This window comes from Helcobacillus sp. ACRRO, from assembly GCF_022347125.1.
GTDB classification, from domain to species: domain Bacteria; phylum Actinomycetota; class Actinomycetes; order Actinomycetales; family Dermabacteraceae; genus Helcobacillus; species Helcobacillus massiliensis.
In genome coordinates this window covers 40,479-60,030 of record NZ_JAKRNG010000006.1, presented here as the reverse complement: position 1 = coordinate 60,030, position 19,552 = coordinate 40,479, and the positions used below count along the sequence as shown (strand labels likewise).

Below are 19,552 nucleotides of genomic sequence, written 5' to 3'. Positions count from 1 at the left end.
GGTTGGAAGCGTTTCAGCGCTCTTGATCGCCGGAATGCGCGCGAAGACGCATGCAACGGCGAGGCGGCGGTGTGCGGTCAGTGCTGGTTCTTCGTCAGCACGTCCGCGAACAGGGTCAGGGCGATCACCGCGGCGATGACCCCGGCGATCAGCGCCCCGGCGTCCAGCCCGAGCAGCGCCGCACCGAGCAGTCCCAGCGGCGCCACCCAGCCCGCGGTGACCCGCTGGATCAGGTAGATCGGCACCGGCCCCAGCTCGGGCGAGCTGATCGTGGTGAGCACACCGTTGACCTGGTCGGACAGCGCCCGCGTCGGCCCCACCAGGCCGTGCGTCACCGCCGCGGCCGCAACCGCGGCGAACACCAGCACCAGCCACGGCTGCCCGCCCTGCACCAGGTGCACCACGGCAGCTGCGGCGAACGGCACCAGGGCCGTCACCGCGAGTCCCGCGAGCGTCAGCCAGGCCGCCCCGGGCGCAGCTGCAGCGAACACGGACCGCAGCGGCACCGACACCACCAGATCACCGAGGATCGAGGCGAGGCTCAGCGCGGTCAGCAGGGCCGCCACCGCCCCGATCGCGAGCGTGCCCGCGGCCGGTGTGAACGCGGTGGCGCTGATGGCGACCAGAACTGCGATCCCACTGGTGGCGGCAGTGCGTCGGCCAGCGCGGGCGAGCACGGTCACGAACAGCCGCGCCGACGGGTGCAGACGGCGCATCATCCCCGGCGCGAGGGCCCGTCGGCGCGCGGCCGGGCGGGTCAGCTCACCGTGCGTCCGCACCGCACCGACATCCATCGACACGGCAGCGGACCCGGCCGCGGTGACGATCCCGTCGGCCCGCAGCAGTTCCCACCGCGGAATCAGCTCGAAAAAACCGGCCCGCGCCCGGGACCGCACAACCGCGCCCGCGAGCACGATCGCGGCAACCCCGGCGGCGGTGATGAGCGATGCGCCGACGGTGCCGGAGAAGCGGAAGGCGACCAGCAGTGTGACAGCGCCGGCCACGAGCGCGGCGGGCAGTGTGCGGACGGCGGGGAGGAGCCGGCTGCGCTGGGCTCGGGCCAACAGCGGCGGCACCAGCAGAGATGCGGTCGCGAGGATGCCGGTGATCGCGGGCAGCAGCGGCCCCGGCAGCAGGGGCCCGAGCGCGGTGATGAGACCGGACGCGAGAGCCGCACTGAGCATGAGCAGGACGCCGGCGAGGATGCCGAGGGTGGCGGCGCGCCGTCGGGGCCCACCGGTCAGCATCAGTTCCGCTGCCGATGCGGAGAAGGGCCCAAGCTCGCCGGTCACCGCGAGGATCAGCGCGACCATCAGTGCCGTCACTGCGACCACGAGGACGGTGAGCGGGTCTGCGTGCGGGAGGAGCCCGGCCCGCAGCTGCGGGCTGAGCGATGTGAGCGCACCGATCCACACACCGAGGCCGACGGCTGCGGCGAGCACCCCCGTCCAGACGGCGGACAGCACCTCACCGGTGGTGTGGTGGGGTGTGACGCGGGCGATGGGGTCGGTCATGACAGGTGGAGTTCGGCGGCGCCGAGGCGGTCGATCAGCTGCTGCGAATGGGTGGCGAGGATGATGACGGCGCCGGGGGCGATGGCGCGGAGGATGTCCGCAGTGCGCTCCTGGTAGTCGACGTCGAGGCGCTGCTCGGGTTCGTCGAGGATCAGCACGGACCAGGGGCGGACGAGGGCGGTGGCGAGGGCGGAGCGCTGCCGCTGCCCGGAGGAGAAGGTGTGCGGGTGGCGGTTGGCGAGGTCGGCGAGGTCGAGGGTGTGGATGGCGTCGTCGGCGCTCATGAGGGATCCGTCGGTTTCGAGGATCCGCAGGTGGTCGCCGAGGGTGAGTTCGCGCATCCACGCGGAGCCGTCGAGGACGGCGAACACGTCGCGGCGGTGGGCGCGGGAGTTGGCGGTGAGGTCGGCGCCGTCGAGCAGGATGGTGCCGGAGTCCAGCGGCTGGTGGCCGGCGAGGCCGCGCAGGAGGGTGGATTTGCCGCTGCCGTTCGCGCCGGTGACGGCGATGATGTCGCCCGGGTCGGCGGTGAGGTCGAGGCCCTGAATGACGGGGTCGGTGTCGCCGTAGCCGATGGTGAGGTCAGTGGCGGTCAGCATGCGGTCCACTGTATGGAGCCCGGCGGGCCGACGGGCACCGACATTGGTCGACTCACCGATCCCGGGCCGGCGTTGCATGCGTTTCAGCGCTCTTGATCGCCGGGATGGGCGCTGAAACGCACGGAACCGCGCGGAGGTGCCGCGGGGCGGGTCAGGCGAAGAAGTGGTAGCCGGAGACGAGGATGAAGATGGTGGCGCTGATGAGCGCGCAGCCGACTTCGAGGAGAATCCCGATACCGAGCGCCTTCAGCGCGGTGAGGGTGGAGCGGACGGCTTCGTTGGCATCCTTGCGGCGCGCGTACTCGGTTCCGAACAGGGCGAGGATGAACCCGAGGATCAGGCCGGGGCCGGGGATCACGAAGAACCCGACCAGGCCACCGACGATGGCGAGTGCCACCGCCCACCCGGGGGTCTCCTGCCGCTTCAGCTGCCGACCGGTGAGGACATAGCTGCAGGTCATGCCGACGAGCGACAGCAGAGTGATGATCGCGAACGCGACCCAGGCGCCGGTGCCGCCGATGACGATCGCCCAGATGAGAGTGCCGATGATGATCGTGATGGAGCCGGGCAGGACCGGCACGATGATGCCGGTGATGCCGACCGCGAACGCGAGTGCGGCGATGACGGTGACGAGGATGTCCGAACCCATGAGGGCCTTTCGGTCGGCGGGTGGTGCTGGGCGGCGGGCAGTCGACGGGTGCTCCGTCCGGCCGGTGTCAGTGTAGCGAGCGGCGAGGTGCAGTGGGGCGCAACGGCTTGGCAATGCGGAATGCGACGGAGCGCGACCGACTGCGGCGGGGTGCTGGGGGCGCTCGGCAGAGTGGTTACACGGTGATGTCGAGGGTGGAGGTGCCGTCGGAGCGTCGGCGCACGTGGATCTTCTCCGGGATCTGCTGCTTCAGCTCCGCCACGTGCGACACGATCCCGACCGTCCGTCCCGCGTTCCCCAGCGCCCGGATCTCCGCGATCACCGAATCGAGCTTCTCCGGGTCCAGTGAGCCGAAGCCCTCGTCGATGAACAGAGTGTTCATCTGCACCCCGCCGGACTCGGCGGTGACGATATCGGCGAGTCCGAGCGCGAGCGCGAGCGAGACGAAGAACGTTTCGCCGCCGGAGAGGGAGGCGGGGCTGCGACGCTGGTCGGTGCGGCGGTCCACGACCTCCAGGTCCAGGCCGATCTTCTTCGTTCCCCCAGCAGCCGGCTCCCCCAGCTCCAGTTCGAGATCGGTGCCGGACAGGACCGAGAGTCGTGCGTTCGCGGCATCGACCACGGCTTCGAACCGTTTGATCACCACATACGTGGACAGGGGCAGCCGGGCGGAGCTGCCGCTGCCGCCGGTGATGACCTCTGCGAGCGCCCGCTTCTCCTCCGCCGTCGCTGACGTGTCGCGATGCTTCTGCGCAGCCTGTTCCAGGGACGTGAGCGCTGCTGCGGTGGCGGTGGCGGCGCGCTCCGCAAGGGACAGCTGCCGCTGCTTCTCTTCCAGCGCAGCGCGGGCCGCGGCCTGCTGCTCCCGGGCGGCGGTGACGGCGCACTCAGCGTCCTCGAGGGACGTCTCGGCGAGGGTAAGGGCGGCGACGGCCTCATCGGCGAGGAGGTCGGTCAGCTTCGCCTGGGCGGTGGCGCGCTGAGTCTGCACCTGTCGGTGCTGGGCGCGGGTCTCCTCACTGATGCGGGCGGCGGTGACGTCCTCTTCGCTGGTGAAGCCAGCGGTCTGCATCTCGTCGGTGACGGTCTCGGCGGCGGTGAGCCACCGCTGGCGGGCGTCCTGCGCGGCGCGCAGTCGCTTCCCTGCCTCGGCCGCGGTCTTGGCCCGGTTGCTGAGGCGGGTGCGGCGTTCTGCGACGGTGTCGGCGTCGGCGCGGGCCTCGGCAACAGCCGCCTGGTCGCGCTGGATGGCGTGCGCGGTCTCCTCCACGCGGGTGCGGGCCGCGGACAGCGCGGTCTCCGCCTGGTGTGCGGCGGTGGTGAGGCGCTGGGTCTCCTCATCGAACGCGGCGAGGCTGTTCTCCAGGTCCGCGTGGCGCTGCTCAGCGGTGCGGACGTCGGCGAGTTTCTGCTCGGCGGCGGCGACTTCAGCGGCTGCGGTCTCCACGGACCGCTCCCCTGCCGCGGTGTGCGCGGCGGCTCGGGTGGATTCGAGGGCCGCCTTCTTCTCGTTGAGGTCGCTGAGGCGCTTCTCCGCGACGCTTCGGGCGCCCTCCGCCTCCTCGATCTGCTCATCGGTGACGAAGGGCTGGTCGCTGGTGGCGGGGCTGGGATGCTCGGCGGCGCCGCACACGGGGCAGGGATCACCGTCAGTCAGGCTGGTGGCGAGCTCAGCGGCCATGGAGTCGATCCGCTGCTGGCGCAGGGCCCGCTCCGTCTCCACGGCCTGCGCCGCCGCGGTGTGGGCGTCCCTGATCGGGCCGGCGAGCTGCTGGATCTTCTCGGCGGTGGCGGCGGCGAGGCGCGCTGATTCCTGCCGCTCCTGCGAGGTCTCGAGGGTGGCCTGGGCGCCGGCGAGGTCGCGAGACTGCTCGGCGGCTTCCTTCACACGGTCGGCCAGGTCATCTCGATGGGTGGGCCGCTGCTGGAGTGCCGCCTTCTGCTCGGTGAGGCGGGCTTCGGTGGTGGTCACGGCGTCGCGCTGCTCCTCCAGGTCGGTGAGCCTCTTGGGCAGGCCGGTCTCCAGCTGGGCGACGGTGGCGAGCTCCGCGGCAGCGGCGGCAGCGGTCGATGCGGTGGTGTCGTGGTGGGCGATGAGGTCCGGCCACTGCTGCGGCGTCTCCTGGTCGTCCTTGGGGAGGGCGAGGCGGGTCGCGTCGGCGTCGCGTTCGGCGCGGGCGCGGGCCTGCAGGGCGTAGAACGGTCGCTCGGCGCGCTCGTGCGCGGCGAGCTGCCGGGCGGCGAGGTCACTGGCCTCACGAGTCCGCTCGAGGTGCGCGGCGATCCCGTCGGCCTCCTGCCGGCCCTGCACGGCCTGCAGGTGCCGGGTTGCGGCCTCGGTCGCCTTCTCGGCGGTGGTGACGCCGGTGCGGGCCTTCTCGGTGCGAGCCGCCGCGTCCTCGTGGGCGGTGCGGGCCGCGGCGGTGGCTGCGGCGGCGTCGGTGAGGACGGTGGTGAGGCCGCCGGGTGCGGTGAGTTCCTGGTGGGCCTCGGCGCGGGTGTCGGCATCAGCACTGGAGGCTTCGAGGAATCGTTCCAGCGCCTGCGCGAGGGCCTGCTGGGAGGCTTCGGCAGCGGCACGGGCGTCGCGCCGCAGGTCGATGAACTGCTTCTCGATGGTGGTGAACAGGCGGGTGCCGAACACCTTCTCCAACACGTCCTTGCGGTCCTCCGACTTCGCGCGGAGGAACCGCGCGAACTCCCCCTGCGGCAGCACTACGGTCTGCGTGAACTGTTCATGGGTGAGGCCGACGATGCGGTTGATCTCCGCCCCCACCTCGTCGATCCGCACCGACACGGGCTGCACCGCACCAGCGGACTCCTCACCGGCGATGGCGGCGCGTAACGCGTCCTCCGAGGTGTACCGGAACAGCTTCGCGGTGGCGTTCTGCTGGGTGAGGCCGTCGCCGCGGCGCTTGGGCCGCAGGTAGCGCGGTGTGCGGGTGATGCGGAACAGGCCGCTGGTGGTCTCGAAGAACAGGTCCACCGCGCTGGGCTCATCGGCCCCGGCGAAGTGGGAGCGCAGGCGCTCCTGGCTGGAGGCCGCGCCGGCGACCTGGCCGTAGAGGCCGAACACGACGGCGTCGATGATGCTGGACTTCCCGGACCCCGTGGGCCCCTCGAGGAGGAACAGGCCGGAGGCGCCGAGGGCGGTGAAGTCGATGCGGTGCTCACCGCGGAACGGGCCGATGCCGGCGAAGGTCATGTGGTGCAGGCGCATGATGGGTGCTCCGTCCTCCGGTTCAGGCGCGGGCGCGCTGACTGTTCTCGTCATGGGCGGCGCGGGCGTCCCGCACCGCCTGTTCGATCAGCTCCACCTGTGCATGGGTCGGCTCCGCGCCGGCGAGCTGCTGGTAGAACTCCCCCACCACGGCGACCGGGTCCATCGCTTCGGACACCAACGGTGCCGTGGACCGGTCCCGATGGACGGTGGAGACGAACTCGCAGCCCAGCATGTGGGGGAAGGCGCGCCGCAGCTTCTCCTGCATGTGCGGGGGCCGTGTCGTCTCCTGCACCGTGGCGAACACCCAGTCGTCGCCGTGCTCGCCCGCCTGTGCAAGAACCGTGTCGAGGTCCCCGGTGAGCTCGATGAGCCGCCGAGGCACCGGGGTTGGGACCGGGGTGACGTCAACGGACCCGTCGGCCCCCATGTCCACGATCAGCACGGCCTTGCGGTGGTTCTTCTCCGAAAACGAGAACGGCAGCGGGGAGCCCGAATACCAGGCGGCGGGCCGCTGGTCGGGAATGTGCCCGGCCATGTTCTGGCAGCCGTGCAGGTGCCCGAGGGCCACATAGTCGACCCCGGCGAACACGGACCCGGTCACACTGTCCACCCCGCCGATCGTGAGGTCCCGCTCCGAATCAGAGCCCTCACCGCCGGAGACGAACGTGTGCGCCAGCACCACGGACCGCGCACCGCCGTGCTGCTGAACGGTGCGCCGCACCCGGTCCATCGCCTCCCGCGTCACCGACTCGTGACTGCGCGCGAGGGGCTGCTCCCCCTCAGCAGCGAAAGCGAACCGCACGATATCGGGATCCAGGTACGGCAGGCCGAAGAACAGCACCTCCCCGTGCTCATCGGCGACCGTGACCGGCCGCTCCACCCCGCCCGTCTCGGACAGGATGTGCACACCGCGGCCCATCAGCTTCGCCCCGAACCCGAGCCGCGCCGCCGAATCGTGGTTGCCGGGCGTCAGGATCACCGTGGTGATGTCCGCCAGGCGCGTGAGGGTGTCGTTGAGGAGGTCGACGGAGGCGACCGGTGGGATGGAGCGGTCGTACACGTCACCGGCGATGGCGACGACATCCACCTTCTCGCGCTTCACCAGGTCCACCAGGAAGTCATGGAATGTGCGCTGATGCTCGTGCAGGTCCTCCCCGTGCAGAGTGCGCCCGAGGTGCCAGTCCGAGGTGTGCAGGATCTTCATGGCTCCCACCCTAAAGAGGGGGTGCGACATTTAAAGTCGACCCTCCCGAACTCACCGCCGCGTCCGGCGGTGACGAGAGAGGATCTGCTGTGCACAGGACACGATTGACCCGGCCTTTCTGGTGCGTGCGCGGCTAGAATCGGCGGTTCTGTCGTGTCCTGTGCACGCGCCCTTCCCCGCCCCACCTGCCCCGCACTGGAGGAGTTCTGATGCCTGCTGCTCACCGCTTGATCGCCGCGCGGGCCCTTCTCGTGGCGGTCGTGCTGCTGCTGAACTCCACGTTCTACTGGCCGAAGCTCACGCCCGAGGCAGAGGCCGCGGGTGCGCTGATTCCGCACGCAGACAAGCTGGTGCACACAGGGATCTTCGCGCTGACGGTGTGGACGGTGCTGCATCTGCTGGCGCCGCGGCCGGCGGCGAGGTTCGCCGTGGCCGCGATCGGCGCGCACGCGTTCGTGATCGAAGCGGTGCAGTCGCTGATGCCGCTGCGGTCGTTCGATCTCGCGGACATCGTGGCGGACCTGGTGGGCGTCGCGGCCGGGGCCGCGGTGTGGGCCCTCCTTCGGCGGCGGGGCGCGGCGGGCCGACGGGTACCGGAACGCACCGGGCGCTGACCAGCGACAACGGCGGGCCGACGGGTGCGGACGCGGCAGGAACGCCGACCACCCCGCGGACGCGCCGTGGACGGCGAGAAGCGCCGCGGCCTCCTGAACGGATCAGGGGGACCGCGGCGCTTCGCGCTGCTGGACCGGCCGGGTCAGTTGCGACCGAGAAGGTCTGCCGGCGGCCGAATCAGTCGCGGCTGAAGAAGCGGCGCGACAGGATCACCGCGCCCACACCGACGGCGATGAGCACACCGCCCACGGTGAGGTACGGGGCGATCTCCGCACCGGTGCGGGGCAGCTGGTCCGTGTCGGAGGGCCAGGTGTCGGCCTCGGACTCGGTGGCGCTGACCGTCGGCTTCGGGGTCACGTCGGTCTGGAATCCGTCGGCCACGGGGCGGGCGGACGGCTCCGGTGCGGGCTTGGTCGGCTTCGGTGCGGGGGCCTGACCGCCCTGGTCGTCGCCGTCCTCGCCCTGGTCGTCGCCGTCACCGGGAGCGGGGGCCCGACCGCCGTCGTCGTCGCCGTCACCGGGAGCGGGGGTCTCCTCGCCCGGCTGGTCGCCGTCGCCGGGCTGCTCGCCCTCACCGGGAGCCTCGCACCCGGAGCCGTCGCCGCCTTCGATCGTCACCGGGTAGGCGACCTCGGTGCCGGTGTCCGGCACCGCCGTCACCAGGGCGTCCACGTTGCCGGAGGCGGAGCACTCCGGGGCGTGCACGGAGACGTCGGCGAACCATTCGCCGGTCTCCTCATCCTGCTGGTAGGGGGCGCGGAACTCCTGCCCGTCGATCGTGATGATCGCTTCGGTGATCTGCGGGGCACCGAGCGACGTGGAGTGCAGGTTGGTGACGCGCACGGTCCACGGATCGTCCTTGCTGCCCGTCGGCACGGCGCCGTCCTCGCCCTTCAGCACCTGGAAGCCGATGCCGCGCTGCGAGAAGTCGGGCGCGATGTCCTTGTGGGCACGCAGGTAGCCGATCCAGGCGTCACGGTCGACCATGCCGGAGTCCGTGTTGTTGGCGCCCTCAGCGAAGACGGTGAAGTTGTCGCCGCCCTCAGCGAGGAAGCTCTGCACCGCCACCGTGTAGGTCGCGTTCTCGTCGATCGGCTTGCCGTCCAGGGTGACCGAGGTGATGCGCTCACCCTTCGGCGCGGACGCATCGAAGGTGTACTCGAGGTTCTTGGAGAGGCCCAGCTGGAGGTAGTCGCGGCTCTCACCCTCCGGCTGCCACTGCTGCTCCAGCATCGTGTACAGCTGCGCGCCCGTGAGCTCCACCGTGTTGACGTTGTTGGCGAACGGAGTGACGTCGTTCGCTTCGCGGAAGGTGACGACCCCGTCGCCCTCCTTCCGAGCGGACTGCGCGAACAGGAGGTCGGCGCGGACCGAGCCGGGCAGCATCACACCGATGTCGGCGGTGGGGCCGGCGGACTCGTCCTGCTGGGTCGCCCACACGAGCGCATCAGCATTCAGGTTGGAGAGCGCCGAGGAGGCGGAGCGGTCGTCGCCCTTCTCCTGCGTCTGGCCGGCCTTCAGGGACCACACACCGTCGCGGTACTCCGCGCGCTCCGCGTTGAACGCGGTGGTGATGTCGCCCTGGATGGAGCCGACGGGCTTCTCACCCTCGACCTTCGCGAACGCCTCAGCGTCCTCGATGATCCGGTTCGCCTTCACGAAGCGGGGGAACTGGGCGCAGTCCTCGCCCTCGGCGGCTCCCTTGGTGGAGATGAGGTGGGCGGAGCCCTTCTTCACGCTGTAGGACCCGTCGGCCTGCTCCGTGAGGGTGACGGCGCCGAGGTTCGCGCCGTAGGAGCCGGTCTGGATGATCGGGCGCATGCCGTCGCCGCCGGGGGTGGGGGCGTCGAACGCGTAGGACTTGTGGGTGTGGGCGGTGAAGATGGCGTCGACCTCGGGCGAGGTCCCGTTCATGATGGCTTCCAGGCTCTTGGTGAGCGGATCCGGCTGCACGCCGTCACCGGCGGCGTCCTTCCCGCCGCCCTCGTGGTAGCTCGCCACGATCATGTCGTACTGCTCGCCGGAGTCCTTCAGCTCCTGAACGGCCGTGTTCACTTCCTCGATCGGGTCGGTGAACTGCACGTTCTTGATGCCGCCCGGGGAGACGAGGGTGGCGGTGGACTGGGTGACGGCGCCGATCACGGCGACCTTCTTGCCGTCCTCCGTGGTGACGATGGTGTAGGCCGGCAGGAGACGCTCGCCGGTGCTCTTGTCACGCACGTTGGCGCCGAGGTGCTCGAAGTCGGCGCGGTCGCTGACGCGGCCGGTGAGGTCGTCGATGCCCTGATCGAACTCGTGGTTGCCGGCGGCGGTGACCGGCAGCTCCAGCGCATTCAGGTAGTCGATGGTGGGGATGTCCTGGGCGATGAAGGAGGTGAACTCGGAGGCGCCGATGTTGTCACCGGCGGAGAGGAGCAGGGAGTCGCCGTCCTTGGCGCGCTCCTTCTCGATGGTGCAGGCCAGGTCCGCGCCGGACTTGGAGAGACGGCCGTGGAAGTCGTTGATGCCGTAGAGGGTGACCTCATCGCCCTCGGCGGCGAGGGCGCCGCTCATCGGGCTGAGGAGCCCGGCGGCGAGGGTGAGCGCCGCGATGGTGCTCAGACGGCGGGATGCTGCGGGACGCGCGTGGTCAGACATGTCGGTGTCCTTGGAGGGGTGCGTGCACGGGGCGAAAGGGGGATATGAGGGGAAGACTCGCATCCATCCAACACCCGTCAAGCACCCCCTGTCTCCCTTTCCTGAGAATCCACTGGATCTGGTCATATGGCGGACACCCGCTGTTCACACTGGGTGTGACGCAGTCGCAGCCGAGTCCGCCACTGGGCCCGCCGGGTGAGTTGGTGAGGACCTAGGGCCCTACTACTATCGAGAGGAGAGCCGACGGGGCCCGCCCCACCCGGGCGATGCCCACGCATGTGCAGCCGGGCGAGACACTCCCCTGCCGCCGCGGCGCCGACACTTCGCTGCGAAGGAGAACCATGGACCGCGCCAAGAGAAGCTTCCGCCGACGCACCAAACCCGCAACCAACGGCCGCAACTGGCCCCATGTCGTGATCGTCGGCGGTGGATTCGCCGGCGCGAACGCCGTCCTCGGGCTGCGCAAGGCGCGGGTGCGCGTCACCCTCATCGACCAGAACGTCTACAAGACCTTCCAGCCGCTCCTCTACCAGGTCGCCACCGCCGGTCTGAACCCGGGCGACGTCACCATGTTCCTGCGCGGCCTCCAGCTGAAGGTGCCGAACATGCGGTTCCGCCAGGGCCGTGTCCGCGCGGTCGACACCGAGCAGCAGACCGTCACCCTCCACGACCGCCAGAAGATCTCCTACGACTACCTGGTCCTCGCCAACGGCGCCACCGTCAACTTCTTCAACACCCCCGGTGCTGAGGAGTTCGCGATGCCGATGTACACCCGCAGCCAGGCCATCGACATCCGCGACCGCATCTTCGCCGAACTGGAGCGCGCCTCCCAGCTGTCGGAGACCGGCACGAACGACAAGCTGCACATCTCCGTGGTGGGCGGCGGCGCCACCGGTGTGGAGATCGCCGGTGCGCTCGCGGACTTCCGCCAGCAGGAGCTGGATGTGCTCTACCCGGAGATGGACCCGGGCACGCTGCAGATCACGCTGATCCAGCGCGGCAAGGCCCTGATCAAGGACTTCAACGAGAACCTGCAGGAGTACGCGGCCGATGAGCTGCTCAAGCGCAAGGTGGAGCTGCTGCTGGGCCGCGGCGTGAAGTCGGTCGGCTACGACTCGCTGACGCTGCAGGACGACACCGTCATCGAATCGGACATCACGATCTGGGCCGTCGGTGTGGGCGCCGATGACGAGATCAACCGGTGGGGCGTGCCCCGCCGCGACAACGGCCGCATCGAGGTGGACGACACCCTGCGGGTGAAGGGCTTCCGGAACATCTTCGCGATCGGTGACGTGGCTGCGCAGGATGAGGCCCTGCCGATGCTGGCGCAGCCGGCGATGCAGTCCGGCAAGCATGTGGCCTCGCTGATCAGCGCGGAGGTCGATGGGAAGCCGGCCAATGCGCCGTTCGCGTACCGGGATCTGGGCACGATGGCCACAATCGGTCGCCACGCCGCGATCACGCAGCTGCCGTTCGAGAAGGCGCCGGACCTGACGGGCTCCGTCGGCTGGTGGGCGTGGATGGGTGTGCACGTGATGAACCTGCTGGGCGCCCGCAACCGCCGCGCCGTCTCCACGAACCTGATCTCGCTGTACGCGGGGATGGGCACCACGTTCAGTCAGCCGAACCCGGTGATCGGCGAGGTCGATTCGAACCGGGCGCGCAAGGAGTTCGCGAAGCACTCCTCGAAGCGTCGCTTCGGCTTCAGCGCCGGCAAGCCGTTCTCGTACCGGGAGGGCTCCCGCCGTGAACGCGGTGAGCTCACCGCTGACCACCCGTCGCACCGGGCGAACCCGGAGGACGGCCACGGCCTCGCCTGAGGTCCGTCTCGATCTGATCGGAGAGCTCGCGGATCCGCTGCGCATCGTCGCGGCGGGTCCGCGCTTCTTTATGCCCGTACAGTGCCGGCATGACGAGCTCGGCGAGCTCGCCGAGGGCGGCCGACGGATTCGCGGAATCCTCCCGGTTCCGCAGGTCTGTCGCGAGGCGCTGCAGCGCCCGGTCCGGGTCCGCGACGCTGTCCCAGACGGCGCCGCGCTGTGCCGCGAACCGGCGGGCTTCGGCGAGGGCGAGCACCGCAGCGACCTCGTCGGGGGTGTCTGAGGCGAGGGCTCGGTCCCAGGCGCGGTTGCGCTCACGCTGTGCACGGCCCCGTCGGCCGTGGCGCACCCAGAGGACAGCGGCGAGAACGGTGGCGGCAGCGGCGATGGCCACGGCGGTCATGAGCAGGGCACGGCCGGCACCCGTCGGCTCACCCCGGCGGCCCTCCCCCGTGCCCGCGGTCGCGCCGGTGGTGGCGCTGGTGGGCGTGGTGGCTGCGTCGGTCGTGGTGGGCTCGGCCGACGGGGACGTCGACGCGCTGGTGCTGGGGCTGGCGGTGGGGGTGGCCGTGCCCTGGCCGGCATCGGGTTCGGTGCTGAGGCTCTCGAGGGGTTCGATGCCGACGCCGCCGGCGGGTGGGGTGGGTTCGAAGCGGACCCAGCCGTAGTCCTCTCCGAACCACACTTCGGGCCAGGCGTGAGCGTTGCGGTTGGTGACCTCCCAGTGGTCGCCCCTCTTCGTGCCGCCGGTGTAGCCGACGACGACGCGGGTGGGGTACCCCTCGGCGTTCATCATCAGCGCGAAGGCGGCGGCGAACTGTTCGCAGTAGCCGGTGCGGTCCTCGAGGAAGCTGGTGAGGGGGTCAGCGCCGGGCGGGGTGACGGTGTCCAGGGAGTAGGTGTAGCCGGTGTGGAAGTGCTGCTCGAACGCCCGCGCGGTCTCGAACGGGGTGGTGGCGCCGGATTCGGCGCGGACCTTCTCCGCGAGCGCAGTGACCTGCGGGTTGGGGGCGATCTGGACCGCGACGGGTGGGGCGACGCGGTGGATGTCGTCGTCGGTGACGGCGGCGAGGTCCTCGGCGGTGGGCTGCCCGGCGACCGTCGTGACGCGGTAGGTGAGGTCGGTGAGGTCGCTGGTGGCGCCGTCGGAGGCGGTGGCTTCGTCGACATCACGGGGCAGGACGGCGTCGACCCCGGCCTGCGGGTCGAGGCGGACGGGCCGCGGAGGGGTGGGGACGCGGTCGCTGCGCAGCTGGTGGAGCGTCACGGTGTAGGTGGCGAGACCGTCGCGTGGGGTGTCGGACCGGTCGGGGTAGATGAGCTGCGGGTCGCGGACGGGGATGTCGTCCGGGGAGGTGAACTCTTCTCCGTCCCAGCGGGTGAGGGTGTGGACCCGCAGGTAGTCGCCGTCCGGAGCCGGCCCGGACACGGTGTAGGTGAGGACGGTGTGCTCCTTCTGGTCGGTGAGGGAGCGGCGCACGGAGATGGAATCGGTGGCGGCGAGGCCGGGCAGGCCGGGTCCGCCGGAGGCGCGGGCGAGCCGCTCCAGGCTGAGGGGGTGGCTGGGGCGGATGCCGAGGCTGCCGCGGTCGGCGGCGAGCGGTGCGGCGGCCAGCGCGAGCGCGATCACGAGGGCGGCGACGACGGCGGGCACCGCGCGGGCGGCGGCGCTGGTGGGGCGGGGGCCGACGGGTGCCGGGCCGGCAACGGCCCCGCCGTCAGGCGCTGCGCCGACGGGTGCTGCGCCGATGGGTGCCGGGCGGGTGAGCGGGTCGGCGGCGAGGATGACGAGGGCGCCGGCGGCGGGGGCGATGAGCAGGCTGAACGGCGGGTCCGGGATGTGCAGAGCGGGCACGAGCCCGAGGGTCAGCGGGACGATGGAGGCGCCGAGGGCGCGGCGCATGTCCATCAGCACGATCTCGGCGATGAGCGTCACGAGCCCGACCACGAGGATGGCGAGCGCCACCAGGTGCGGGGACAGTGCCACCGGCGGCACCTCGGCGGACAGCTGCTGCCCTGCCGTCCGGAACACGCCGATGATCGCCTCCTTCCACGCGCCGGGATCGACGAGGCCGGAGGGGCCGATGCCGGCGCGGTGCATCCAGGTGCCGACGGCGATCAGAAGCAGAAGGATCTGCGCCGGCGGGGTGAAGCGGCGCAGGCGCGGCACGGCGCGGCCCACCACACCGACAGCGATGAGGCCGGCGGCGACCGTGCCGATCAGCGGCATCGGGTGCTGGAACAGCTGAGCCAGCGGCAGGAAGGCGAGCATCAGCGTGAGCCACAGCAGGGCGGCCCGCACGGACTCGCGGACCAGGGCGCGGGCGGTGGTGGTGCGGCCGGCCCGGCGCGGCGCTGTGGGGCGGGCGGCGGGACGGCGACGCGCGGGAATGCTCATGCGCCGACCTCGCGGACAGCGGTCGTGGTGACGACCGTCGACGCGGCGGCGGAAGCGGCGGCAGAGGCAGGGGCGGCCGCGTGCGCGGCGATCGAGCCTGCGGCGGGGCCGACGGAGACCCCCGGCGACGGGTGCGGAGCCAGCAGCGTTCGCGCAGCATCGGCGATGCGCGCGGTCTGGTGGGCGGCGTCGGCGCCGTCGGTGGGCAGGATGACGAGAGTGCGGATCTTCCTGGAGGCGGTGCTGCGGGTGATCGCGTCGGCGCGGGCTGCGCCGGTCTCCGCGTCGGGCGCGGCGGTGATGACGATCAGCAGCGCTTCCCGGTCAGCGGTCACGGGCGGGATCGCTGCTGCAGGCGCGCCGGTGATCGGTGCACTGCTCTCCCCCGGCATCTCGATGATGCGCGCGTGTGCGCCGTCGGTGCGCAGGGCCCGCTCGAGGGACGCGGCGGCGTCCATCACCTGCTCCGACTGCTCGGCCCGCTCCGCCTGCTCGGTCTGCTCGCCTTCGGTGGCGGGGCCCGGCGTGGAGTCGACGGCGGGACCGGCGGTGTCGGCGAGGATCACCACGCGGGCGGATTCGGGCTGTTCCTCTTCTCGGCTCATCAGCGTCCCGGCGCGGGCAGTGGCCTTCCAGTGGATGCGGCGGATGTCGTCCCCCGGCTCCGACGGCCGCGGCAGCGGCGACGCATCACCGCGGCCGGTGCGGACCGAGGCGGTGGAGTCCCCGTCGGCCCCGGTGCCGGAGGTGAGTCGGCCGAGGGCCAGGAGGCGCGGCGTCACGGTGATGGCGGCGCCGTCGTCCACGGTGCGGCGGGCGCGGGTGAGGCCGAGCGGGTCCACAGCCTGCAGCACGATCACGGGCAGCTCGTGGTGGCCGCGGCGATGGAACCGCTGGACAGTGCTGATGCCGGCGGTGGTGGCGGTGCCGACGAGGCCGGTGAGCCAGCGGGGACGCACCGCGGCGTCGATGGTGACGGCCTCGCCGCGCTGGATCGGCAGCGGTGTGCGGACCGTGCGGGTGGCGTTGGCGACGCGCACCACGACCTGGGTGAGGACGGCGCAGGCGACGAACGCCGCGAGCATGACAGCGGCGAAGGTCCAGGCGGTGGAGACTGCGGTGATGATGCCGCCGATCCAGAGCGCGGCGGCGATGATGAGCCAGCCGGCGCCGCGCTTCGTCAGCATTCCGGCGCCGACGCCCCACGGCCCGTGGCGGCGGGCTGAGCCGCCGCAGCGCCGACGGGTGCCGGGCCCGCGTGGGTGCCGGCGACGGGGACGGTGCCGGTGATGTCAGCGAGGATATCGGCGGCGCGGGCATGGTCCACGGGGCCCGACGGCACCAGGTGCAGCCGGTGCGCCCACACCTCGGTGAGGTTCGCCCGGACGTCCTGCGGCGTGACGTAGGTGCGGCCGTCGCAGGCGGCGGTGGCCTTCGCGGCGCGCACCAGGTGGACGGCGGCGCGCGGGGAGGCTCCCATGATGATCTCGCTGTGGCGGCGGGTGGCGTCCGCGAGCGCGACCACGTACCCGAGGAGCGCCTCGGAGGTGTGGACACGGCACACCAGGGCGAGCGCACGAGCGATGTCGGTGGTGGTGGAGATGGGCCGGACGCGCTGCAGGGGGCTGTCGGCGCGGGGGCCGCTGGTGGTCTGGGTGCGCAGCATGCGCAGTTCGCTGCCCGGGTCGGGGTAGCCGAGGGACAGGCGCATGAGGAAGCGGTCGCGCTGGGCTTCGGGGAGGTCGAACGTGCCGGCCATCTCCAGGGGGTTGGCGGTGGCCATCACCATGAACGGGTCGTCGAGGCGGTGGGTGGTGCCGTCCACGGTGACGGCGTGCTCTTCCATGGCTTCGAGGAGCGCGGACTGGGTCTTGGCGGAGGCGCGGTTGATCTCGTCGGCCAGGAGGATGTGGGTGAACACGGCGCCGGGGCGGAACTCGAAGTCGCGGGTGGCCTGGTTGAAGATGCTGGCACCGGTGATGTCCCCGGGCAGGAGGTCGGGGGTGAACTGAAGGCGCTGGGCGGTGGCGTCGAGCGCGGTGGCGAGCGCCCGGGCGAGCATGGTCTTGCCGACTCCGGGGACGTCTTCGATGAGCACGTGTCCGGCGGCCAGCAGACAGTGGATGATGGAGCGGACGGCGGCGTGCTTGCCTTCGATGACCTTCTCCACCTCGCCTGTGAGGTCGGTGGTGAGGGTGTGCACCCAGGCGGCGTCCGCCTCGCTCAGCGGGGCGTGATCGGCAGTGTCCACGGCGGCTCCTTCACTGGGTGCGGTGCGGCTGAGTCTACCCGCGCGTTGCGACGGGTGAGCCGTGAATCGGTGAGCCCGGCGCCCAGCTATTTCCGTACAATTCGGCGGTCCGGGTCACCGAAGAGCCCACGGGCGAGGACCGCCGCAAGAACGAAGCTCTGGATCGAGTTTGCGGACACGAATACGGCAGCCACCGTGTGATGGACATCGAGGAAGCCGCGCCCTAGGAGCGCCACGAACGCCACAACGCTCACCAGCGACAGCCCAATGGTCCCGAGAACGAACCAGAAAAGGATCTTGCGCTGGGTATTGGCAATGCGCTCACGCATCGCCAGCTCCGCTGTCAGGTCGACACCGCTGGTCATAGGATCGACGGGAGCCTGCTCAAGTACATCGACCTTTTCGGCGAAATGTCCGTGCGTGTCTTCGCCTTTGCTCATATCCCCCTCCGCGTCCTTCAGTCCGCCAAACTCACCGATGTCGGGACAATTCCTGTCTTCGCCAAACTCTCGAGTCGCTTGGCGACGGCAGCCCTGGAGACTCCGAACGTTTCGGCCATGTGTTGGTTTGACAAACCACGGGCAGACATGGACAGGATTTCGCTCTGCGGCATGAGAAGAGCACCCGCGAACTCATCGGCGAAGAACTCATGCAGGTCATACTTCTGCCCGCGCGCCTCTGTGAAGGAGTAGTCACGGTCATGCGCCACCCGGTCACGCTCGACGATGTGGCCGATTTCGTGGGCCCAGGTGAAGCGTCTCCGAGGCGCGGACTCATCGCTGTTGAGCGCGATGATGGGCTGCTTGTCGCGTTCCTTCGAGACGAGTCCAGACAAGCCCGCGCCCATCGACGTCTCGTACTTGGAGGCGCTGACGGCGAGGGTCATTACGTCAAGGCTCACTGGAAGGTTGCCGTCCCAGTGATCGTCGAGAAGTCGCTGTGCTTCTCGGCGAGCCGACTCATAAACGAGCATCTCTTCCCCCTTGACCTATGGCTCAGTGCCTGTCCACTGTCGCCAGACTACCCACCCCCACGCAGTAGAACAAGCGTTCCAGTTCAGAATGTGGGTAAGTGATGGCGTGAGGCAGGGTGAGCCCGTCGAGCCCCTCAGCCCTGCAGGTACTGGGCGAGCGCCGCCCACTGGTCCCGGGGCTCGAAGCCGCTCGCTTCGAGCCGGCTGAGGTCGAACACGGAGTTCAGGGGGCGCGGCGCCGCGCCCGGTTTCGAGGCGAAGTACTCGGTCGTGCTCGTCCCGGACACCCGGGCGGGATCGTGGCCGGTCAGCTCGAACACGCGGCGCGCCACCTCGCACCAGGTGGCGCTCTTCCCGCCGCAGGACACGTTGTACGTCCCGTACTCGGCGCCGGTTTCCAGCAGGTGGTCGATGGCGCGGACGATCTCCGTGGTGAACGTGAGGCGGCCGTTCTGGTCATCCACCACCGACGGATCCACGCCCTTCTCAGCGAGGGACGCCATGGTGCGCACGAAGTTCGCGCCGTCGCCCACCACCCACGAGGTGCGCAGCAGGTAGTGGCGCTCGGTCGCGCTGACGGCGGCGTCACCAGCGGCCTTCGACTGCCCGTACACCCCCAGGGGGCCGACGGGGTCGTCCTCACTGATGAGCTCGGCGGAGCCGTCGAACACGTAGTCGGTGGAGACGTGCACGAGCACTCCCCCGGCGCGGTCCACTGCGGCGGCGAGCTCCGCGACCCCGCGGGCGTTGACGGCCCACGCGGCTGCCCGGCCGTCCGGGGTCTCGGCGGTGTCCACCGCGGTGTAGGCGGCGGCGTTGACCACCACGGAGAAGGGGGTGAAGTCGAAGGCGCGGATCGCGTCGACGTCGGCGAGGTCGAGCTCGTCGCGGGTGACGAAGCGGGTGTCACGGTGTGCCCCGTCGGCCCCCTCGGCGGCCCGGCGACCACCGGCCCACGCCTCGCGCAGTGCCCGGCCGAGCTGGCCGTTCGCGCCGATGACGAGCACGGACCCGTCGGCTCCTCCCCCACCGGGCCCACCGCCCTGCCCGCCGGCGGGTGCGCCGGGGGCAGCCGGGGCGTCGGGGCCGCTGGGCCGCATGGGGGTGACGTCGCCGAGCATCGGGTGGGCGCGGTCCTTCTCGGACAGCTCCGCGTCCTTCAGCGGAATCGGCCAGTCGATCGCGGCGGTCTCGTCAGCGAGGTTGAGGAAGGTGTACTCCGTCTGCGCCTGTTCGGACCAGTGGTCGTTGACGAGGTAGGTGTAGGCGGCGGGCGCTTCGAGGGTCTGAAAGGAGTTGCCGACCCCGGCGGGCACGAACACCGCCACATTGGGGGTGATCTCCTGGGTGTGGACGGCACCGAAGCTGTCGCCCTCTCGCAGGTCCACCCAGGCGCCGAACACGCGGCCGGTCGCCACCGAGATGAACTTGTCCCACGGTTCGGCGTGGATGCCGCGGGTGACGCCCACCTCCTGGTTGAAGGAGATGTTGTTCTGCACCGGCCCGAAGTCGGGCAGGCCGAGCGCGGTCATCTTCTCGCGCTGCCAGTTCTCCTTGAACCAGCCGCGGGCGTCGCCGTGGACGGGCAGGTCGAGCACGAGCAGGCCGGGGATGGGGGTGGTGTGCACGCTCAGCGGTTTCGCCACGGCGTCTCCTTCTCGTCGATTGC

Annotated in this window: 14 protein-coding genes; 2 read left to right on the top strand and 12 right to left on the bottom strand. The window is 70.9% G+C overall.

What is annotated here, in order from left to right; translation table 11 throughout:
- Positions 1-77: 77 nt before the first annotated feature.
- From MHY20_RS03540 to MHY20_RS03520, 5 genes are all read right to left on the bottom strand, one after another.
- Positions 78-1,514, bottom strand: a complete 1,437-nt coding sequence (locus MHY20_RS03540; protein WP_239374836.1) for a hypothetical protein — start codon at positions 1,512-1,514, stop codon at positions 78-80.
- Positions 1,511-2,113: an ATP-binding cassette domain-containing protein gene (locus tag MHY20_RS03535; RefSeq protein WP_239374833.1), complete on the bottom strand. Its 603-nt coding sequence runs from the start codon at positions 2,111-2,113 to the stop codon at positions 1,511-1,513. The genes MHY20_RS03540 and MHY20_RS03535 overlap by 4 nt, the downstream gene beginning before the upstream one ends.
- A gap of 151 nt (positions 2,114-2,264) precedes the next feature.
- On the bottom strand, positions 2,265-2,762 hold the full coding sequence (locus MHY20_RS03530; protein ID WP_239374830.1) for a DUF456 domain-containing protein: 498 nt from the start codon (positions 2,760-2,762) through the stop codon (positions 2,265-2,267).
- A 175-nt stretch (positions 2,763-2,937) separates the two neighbouring features.
- Positions 2,938-5,982, bottom strand: a complete 3,045-nt coding sequence (locus MHY20_RS03525; RefSeq protein ID WP_239374827.1) for an SMC family ATPase — start codon at positions 5,980-5,982, stop codon at positions 2,938-2,940.
- Between the two features lie 22 nt (positions 5,983-6,004).
- Positions 6,005-7,189: an exonuclease SbcCD subunit D gene (locus MHY20_RS03520; protein WP_239374824.1), complete on the bottom strand. Its 1,185-nt coding sequence runs from the start codon at positions 7,187-7,189 to the stop codon at positions 6,005-6,007.
- Between the two features lie 209 nt (positions 7,190-7,398).
- Here MHY20_RS03520 and MHY20_RS03515 point away from each other — a divergent pair, with 209 nt between their 5' ends.
- Entirely contained in the window at positions 7,399-7,803 is a 405-nt protein-coding gene (locus MHY20_RS03515; protein ID WP_239374822.1) for a VanZ family protein, read from the top strand.
- A 178-nt stretch (positions 7,804-7,981) separates the two neighbouring features.
- Here MHY20_RS03515 and MHY20_RS03510 read toward each other — a convergent pair whose 3' ends face one another.
- On the bottom strand, positions 7,982-10,441 hold the full coding sequence (locus MHY20_RS03510; protein WP_239374820.1) for a 5'-nucleotidase C-terminal domain-containing protein: 2,460 nt from the start codon (positions 10,439-10,441) through the stop codon (positions 7,982-7,984).
- A gap of 341 nt (positions 10,442-10,782) precedes the next feature.
- Here MHY20_RS03510 and MHY20_RS03505 point away from each other — a divergent pair, with 341 nt between their 5' ends.
- Positions 10,783-12,261 carry an NAD(P)/FAD-dependent oxidoreductase gene (locus tag MHY20_RS03505; protein ID WP_239374818.1) on the top strand — a complete coding sequence of 493 codons (1,479 nt, stop codon included), beginning with the start codon at positions 10,783-10,785 and terminating at the stop codon, positions 12,259-12,261.
- Here MHY20_RS03505 and MHY20_RS03500 read toward each other — a convergent pair.
- The 6 genes from MHY20_RS03500 to MHY20_RS03470 form a co-directional block, all read right to left on the bottom strand.
- Positions 12,203-14,659 (bottom strand): DUF3488 and transglutaminase-like domain-containing protein, encoded by a 2,457-nt coding sequence (locus MHY20_RS03500; RefSeq protein ID WP_239374816.1) that lies wholly within the window; start codon positions 14,657-14,659, stop codon positions 12,203-12,205. The two genes, MHY20_RS03505 and MHY20_RS03500, sit on opposite strands and share 59 nt — an antisense overlap.
- Positions 14,656-15,846 carry a DUF58 domain-containing protein gene (locus tag MHY20_RS11580; RefSeq protein WP_275436499.1) on the bottom strand — a complete coding sequence of 397 codons (1,191 nt, stop codon included), beginning with the start codon at positions 15,844-15,846 and terminating at the stop codon, positions 14,656-14,658. The genes MHY20_RS03500 and MHY20_RS11580 overlap by 4 nt, the downstream gene beginning before the upstream one ends.
- On the bottom strand, positions 15,840-16,910 hold the full coding sequence (locus MHY20_RS03485) for a MoxR family ATPase (protein WP_239374814.1): 1,071 nt from the start codon (positions 16,908-16,910) through the stop codon (positions 15,840-15,842). Before MHY20_RS03485 ends, MHY20_RS11580 begins: the two co-directional genes overlap by 7 nt.
- A gap of 86 nt (positions 16,911-16,996) precedes the next feature.
- Positions 16,997-17,350 (bottom strand): hypothetical protein, encoded by a 354-nt coding sequence (locus MHY20_RS03480; protein WP_183376403.1) that lies wholly within the window; start codon positions 17,348-17,350, stop codon positions 16,997-16,999.
- A 17-nt stretch (positions 17,351-17,367) separates the two neighbouring features.
- The gene (locus MHY20_RS03475; RefSeq protein ID WP_239374812.1) at positions 17,368-17,883 is read right to left on the bottom strand and encodes an ImmA/IrrE family metallo-endopeptidase; all 516 of its coding nucleotides are present in this window, start codon (positions 17,881-17,883) and stop codon (positions 17,368-17,370) included.
- A 134-nt stretch (positions 17,884-18,017) separates the two neighbouring features.
- Positions 18,018-19,529 carry a bifunctional dTDP-4-dehydrorhamnose 3,5-epimerase family protein/NAD(P)-dependent oxidoreductase gene (locus MHY20_RS03470; protein ID WP_239374810.1) on the bottom strand — a complete coding sequence of 504 codons (1,512 nt, stop codon included), beginning with the start codon at positions 19,527-19,529 and terminating at the stop codon, positions 18,018-18,020.
- Positions 19,530-19,552: the final 23 nt, after the last annotated feature.